The following is a 5,140-nucleotide window of genomic DNA, read 5'->3' as shown; positions in this document are numbered from 1 at the left end:
CTACTTCATTTCATAACAGCACCTCCTACCTCAGACTTCATACCTCAGATAACAGATAACGAGTATTGAGTATTGCGTATTGAGATAGATTCTACTTCATTTCATAACAGCACCTCCTACCTCAGACTTCATCCCTCGTTCTTCTGACAACAGGCAACTGATAACAGATAACTTATTCCTCAAATTCCACTCTCCAAATCTTCAACAATTTATCATCACTAACTGAAATCAGCTCATTATTAATTGGTTCCCATATTATTTTATTGATAGATAAGTGGTGGCAATCATATCCCTTTTCAATACTGATCGTTTTTTTCAGATCAAAGTTTTCAGTATCCCAGATCTTAATACTCTTGTCTCTACTTGCTGTTGCCAGATAGGGTAGCGTGGGGTGAAAGGCAATCGAATAGATAGCAAAAAGATGTGCAGGTATACTTTGAATCAGTGAATAATCAACAGTGCTCCATACTTTCAATTGAGCATCCCTGCTTCCTGAAAGCAACTGTTTGCCATCTGGTGAGAATTGTAATGAACTTATTGGCATGGTATGCTGATCAAGAATATATAAAAGGCTATAATCTTTCAGATCATACACCCTGATTGTATTGTCTTTACAACCAAAAGCTACGGTTTTTTGATCCTGACTGATACTGATCACCCTTGCAGCTGCATCGGAAACCTTGAAACTGTAGAGCATTTTTAAATCAGTAAGATCCCATACTGAGACTGTGCCATCTTCTGAGGCAAGTAATACTTCATTTTTTGAAGCAACTGATTTGATGTCAAAAACAGGAAGCTTATGAAAATGTAAAACAGTACTGATTCTTTGTTCTTCAAAATTAAATACATCAACTTGTCCGTTGCGCTCGCCTGCAAGAAGCAGTGGTGCCGAAGCTGGGCAATGCAGTGAATAAACAGATGAAATTACTGGGAACAACACCTTTATAAAACCAGGTGTCTCTGAGCTCCACTCAACTACCCCTTTATCATTGCCGGCAGTAAAAAATATACCTTTTTTCTGCGAGTTTTCTACCGTGTAGATTGGGTTTTGATGACCGGATAGGGTTGCAGTATTTTGAATCTGGATCATTTTATTTCAGTGCAGTACTTGATGGTCTGAAATGCTTATTATTATTTCCCAGCGTGTCTGTTCTCTAGGTTTTGCGCAATGGTTGATAAACTAACGTTCTTTTCTCTCATTAATACCAGTAAGTGGAAAATCAGATCGGATGCTTCATTGATAAAATCATTTTCTGTTTCATTCAACGCAGCAATTACGGTCTCAACACCTTCTTCACCAACTTTCTGTGCAATCTTATTGATGCCTTTTTCACGGAGCTTATTTACATAAGACTCTTCTATTGGATTTGCATAGCGGTCCTCAATGATTTTTTCTAGTTCGAAAATAAAGTTCTGGTTATAATTGGTGTCGAAACAGCTTCTGGTACCATTGTGACAGGTAGGGCCCACAGGATTCACCCTGATTAGTAGGGTGTCATTGTCGCAGTCTTCTTTAATTGAAACAACATGAAGAAAATTGCTACTTTCCTCGCCCTTGGTCCAGAGTCGATTTTTAGTTCTTGAAAAAAAGGTAACCTTGCCTTCAGATAGTGTCTTTGCATAAGCCTCTGCATTCATATATCCCAACATCAGTACCTCAAGTGTTTTTTCATCCTGAATGATAACGGGTACCAGGCCTTCACTTTTGTTAAAATCAATTGTCATTTCTTCTGTTTTTAGAGACTATAACCTAACCTCAATATTATTTTGATCTAATATAATCTTAAGATCTGGAATCAAGATCTCACCATAATGGAAAACTGAAGCAGCAAGAGCTGCATCAACATTGGTCATTTTGAACAGATCTACAAAGTGCTGGGCGGTGCCAGCTCCACCAGATGCAATTAGAGGGATACTGATCATATCATTTATTTTTCTCAGCAAATTATTGTCAAAACCTGCTTTAGTACCATCATGGTCCATAGAGGTCAGTAGAATTTCTCCAGCACCTCTGCTTTCTGCTTCTTTGATCCAATGCTCTGTTTCTATATCAGTAGCAATTCTTCCTCCGTTCAGATGAACGTAATTTTTACCATTTATATGTTTGGTATCGATGGCTACTACAACAAACTGCTTTCCAAAAGCTAGTGCCAGTTCATCAATAAATTCAGGGTTCCTAACTACTGCAGAATTTACTGAGATCTTGTCTGCACCCGAATTTAATAAAATATCGGCATCAGCTATCTCATGTATACCTCCACCAATGGTAAAAGGAATATTTATTTGACGAGCAACAGACCGAACAAGCTCAACCATTGTTTTGCGCCTTTCATGCGTGGCAGTTATGTCAAGGAATACTAATTCATCAGCACCCTGGCCTGAATACTGATATGCCAGTTCAACAGGATCACCAGCATCGCGTAATGCAACAAAATTAACGCCTTTTACTGTACGTCCGTCTTTAACATCTAAACAAGGAATGATTCTTTTTGCAAGTTCATTTCCTGGCAGCGTATCAGAGAGTTGTATTGTTGATGAAGTATTCAAACCTTTTTGTCAATTTTTTTCTCCTTTCAGAATTGTTTGCTCAGAATTCTGTAGGTATTGTTGAATAGTAGAAAACAGTGTCTTTTTACTAGGCTAGGATTAGAAACTAATCAGCGCTTTTAAATTCCAGTCTTTGACCTCTTCAATTGAGATTTTACCTTCATAAATCGCTTTCCCAACCACACAAGACTCAACTTTTATCTTTTGCAAATCGTCAATATCTTTCATAGAGCTTACTCCTCCTGAGGCAATTAACTTAATGAAAGGGGAGTGTTCTAGAAGCTTCTTATATAGGTTAACACCGGCACCGCCTAATTTTCCATCTTTATCGATATCTGTACATAAAAAGCGAAAAAACCCGAGATTCAGGCATTTATCAACATAATCCATCAATTTTATAGGAGAGCTCTCCATCCATCCTGAATATTTGATTACTTCATCGAGTACGTCAATAGCTATCACAACCTGGTCCTGGCATTTTTCTTTTCCGCAAATCTCCTGACTTAGTTCTGAAAGAAAGTTAGTATTGGTCAAAGCCTGAGTGCCTACAATTACTCTGTGAATGCCTGAATCGATCAGTTCTTTTACTTTTTCAATACTTCTAACTCCACCGCCATACTGAACTTTAATATCAGTCTTCTTGATCATATCAAATAGAAATTTTTGATTGCTAAAATCACTTTTAGCACCGTTCAGGTCTATAATGTGTATAATCTCGGTACCGTTCGACTGATATTTATCGATCATCTCTTCGAGAGTTACATCATAAGAAGTAACCTGATCGTAATCACCTTCGCGCAAGCGAACAACTTTACCATTTAAAATATCAATTGCTGGAATAATATACATGGGCTTATGCTAAGTGTGCAAAATTTTTCAATAATTGTTCTCCGGCAAGTCCGGATTTTTCTGGGTGGAACTGAACTCCGTAAAAATTATCTTTTTGTATAACCGCAGAGAATTTAATTCCGTATTCTGCTAAAGCAATGGTAAAATTAGAATTAAATTCTATAAAATAAGAGTGTACGAAATAAAAATGTGAGCCTAGGGCTATGTTGCTGAATAGAGGTGTTTCAACATTTTGAAAAACTTTATTCCATCCGGTATGAGGCACCTTAACTTTTAAAATTTCACTAAAAAGCTTGGTTTCTAGTGGAATGATATCTGTTAGGTGCGAGTCGCCCTCTTCAGAATGTGTGGTTAAGAGTTGCATTCCTACACAGATACCGAGTACTGGTTTCTTTAATTTAATGATAGATGAAGCAAGGCCAGAATCTTTCAGTTTCTGCATTGCAGAACCGGCATGTCCAACACCTGGGATAATATACCGGTCATATTGTTCAAAGTCTTCTGTAGTTTTGATCATTCCATAGCTTAAGCCAAGACGATCTAAAGCAGCAGTTAGCGAAAATATATTGCCGGCACCATAATAAACTATTCCAATCATAATACTCCTTTGGTACTGGGTAGTTCAGTTCCGGTTATTTTTATAGCCTGTTTTATGCTTTTTGCAAGGGCCTTAAAGCTTGCCTCAATCATGTGGTGTGTATTGTTTCCATCAATGATTTTTAAGTTTAAGTTCATTCCGGCATGTTCTGAAAAGGATTTCATCCAATGTTCGAACATCTCTGTAGGAAAGTCGCCAACATACTCTCGGTCGAATTTTCCTTCATAAATAAAATAAGCACGATCTGAAAAATCAATGGCGCATTGTACCAAAGCCTCATCCATAGGTAATAGGAATCCGTAACGTTCAATCCCTCTTTTATCTCCTAGAGCTTGTTTAAATGCTTTTCCTAATGCAATCGCACTATCTTCGATGGTGTGATGCTCATCAATCTCTAGATCACCATCAACCTTTAAAACCAAATCAATGCCAGAATGTTTGGCAAGTTGATCAAGCATGTGGTCATAAAATTTTAATCCGGTATCAATGCTGTGTTCCCCGTTGCCATCCAAATTCAGGCTTAGTTTTATTTTAGTTTCATTAGTATTCCTTTCAAGTTCAACGATACGGTCATTTTTTCTAGTCAGGAAATTTGAAATTTCAAACCAGTTTTTACTACTCAAAACCGCTTTTTCATTTGGCTGATCTGAATAGAAAATAGACTTGCATCCTAAATTAACTGCTAATTGGATATCTGTCTCCCTGTCGCCAATGGTAAAAGAATTATGCAGGTCGATCAGGTTTGAAATCAGGTAATTGGTTAATAATCCGGTGTTTGGTTTACGATTCGGGCTGTTTGCTTCGGGAAATGAATCATCCACAAAAATTTCAGCAAATGTAATGCCTTCACTATTAAGTATATCCAGCATTTTTTGATGCGGTTTCTGAAAGTCTTCTTCTGGAAAGCTGCTTGTCCCGCGACCGTCCTGATTGGTTACCATAACCAACTCATATCCAAAATCCTGAAGTCTTTTCAATGAAGATATTGCCAAAGGAAGGAATTCCAGTTTCTCCAGGCTATCTACCTGAAAATCTTCAGGTGGTTCAACGATAATAGTTCCATCGCGATCTATAAACAATACCTTTTTCATAGCTTATTTAACTCCTCAAAATTTTTAAAAGCTTCAATTAATATCTCATTTTCAT

Annotated in this window: 6 protein-coding genes; all 6 read right to left on the bottom strand. The window is 37.4% G+C overall.

Annotated features, from left to right (window positions below; translation table 11 throughout):
* Positions 1 to 172: 172 nt before the first annotated feature.
* The 6 genes from ACIQZ6_RS11770 to hisB all read right to left on the bottom strand — a co-directional run bounded on the left by ACIQZ6_RS11770 (position 173) and on the right by hisB (position 5,085).
* Positions 173 to 1,090 carry a WD40 repeat domain-containing protein gene (locus tag ACIQZ6_RS11770; protein WP_395811331.1) on the bottom strand — a complete coding sequence of 306 codons (918 nt, stop codon included), beginning with the start codon at positions 1,088 to 1,090 and terminating at the stop codon, positions 173 to 175.
* A gap of 41 nt (positions 1,091 to 1,131) precedes the next feature.
* Positions 1,132 to 1,725: a bifunctional phosphoribosyl-AMP cyclohydrolase/phosphoribosyl-ATP diphosphatase HisIE gene (gene hisIE / locus ACIQZ6_RS11765; protein WP_395811329.1), complete on the bottom strand. Its 594-nt coding sequence runs from the start codon at positions 1,723 to 1,725 to the stop codon at positions 1,132 to 1,134.
* An 18-nt stretch (positions 1,726 to 1,743) separates the two neighbouring features.
* Complete coding sequence (hisF, locus tag ACIQZ6_RS11760; protein WP_395811327.1) at positions 1,744 to 2,547, bottom strand: imidazole glycerol phosphate synthase subunit HisF; 804 nt, start codon at positions 2,545 to 2,547, stop codon at positions 1,744 to 1,746.
* A gap of 99 nt (positions 2,548 to 2,646) precedes the next feature.
* Complete coding sequence (locus tag ACIQZ6_RS11755) at positions 2,647 to 3,396, bottom strand: HisA/HisF-related TIM barrel protein (RefSeq protein ID WP_395811325.1); 750 nt, start codon at positions 3,394 to 3,396, stop codon at positions 2,647 to 2,649.
* Between the two features lie 4 nt (positions 3,397 to 3,400).
* Entirely contained in the window at positions 3,401 to 3,994 is a 594-nt protein-coding gene (hisH, locus tag ACIQZ6_RS11750; protein ID WP_395811323.1) for an imidazole glycerol phosphate synthase subunit HisH, read from the bottom strand.
* Positions 3,991 to 5,085 (bottom strand): bifunctional histidinol-phosphatase/imidazoleglycerol-phosphate dehydratase HisB, encoded by a 1,095-nt coding sequence (gene hisB, locus ACIQZ6_RS11745; RefSeq protein WP_395811321.1) that lies wholly within the window; start codon positions 5,083 to 5,085, stop codon positions 3,991 to 3,993. The genes hisH and hisB overlap by 4 nt, the downstream gene beginning before the upstream one ends.
* Positions 5,086 to 5,140 lie beyond the last annotated feature (55 nt).

This window comes from Daejeonella sp., from assembly GCF_044348475.1.
Lineage (GTDB): Bacteria > Bacteroidota > Bacteroidia > Sphingobacteriales > Sphingobacteriaceae > Daejeonella.
Note: the sequence above shows the minus strand (reverse complement) of the source record. Positions and strands in the feature narration are given on the sequence as shown.

Excerpts from the sequence above, each read along its gene's own strand:
- ACIQZ6_RS11770 (WP_395811331.1), bottom strand. The coding sequence starts at position 1,090 with ATGATCCAGATTCAAAATACTGCAACCCTATCCGGTCATCAAAACCCA.
- hisIE (WP_395811329.1), bottom strand. The coding sequence starts at position 1,725 with ATGACAATTGATTTTAACAAAAGTGAAGGCCTGGTACCCGTTATCATT.
- ACIQZ6_RS11755 (WP_395811325.1), bottom strand. The coding sequence starts at position 3,396 with ATGTATATTATTCCAGCAATTGATATTTTAAATGGTAAAGTTGTTCGC.
- hisH (WP_395811323.1), bottom strand. The coding sequence starts at position 3,994 with ATGATTGGAATAGTTTATTATGGTGCCGGCAATATATTTTCGCTAACT.
- hisB (WP_395811321.1), bottom strand. The coding sequence starts at position 5,085 with ATGAAAAAGGTATTGTTTATAGATCGCGATGGAACTATTATCGTTGAA.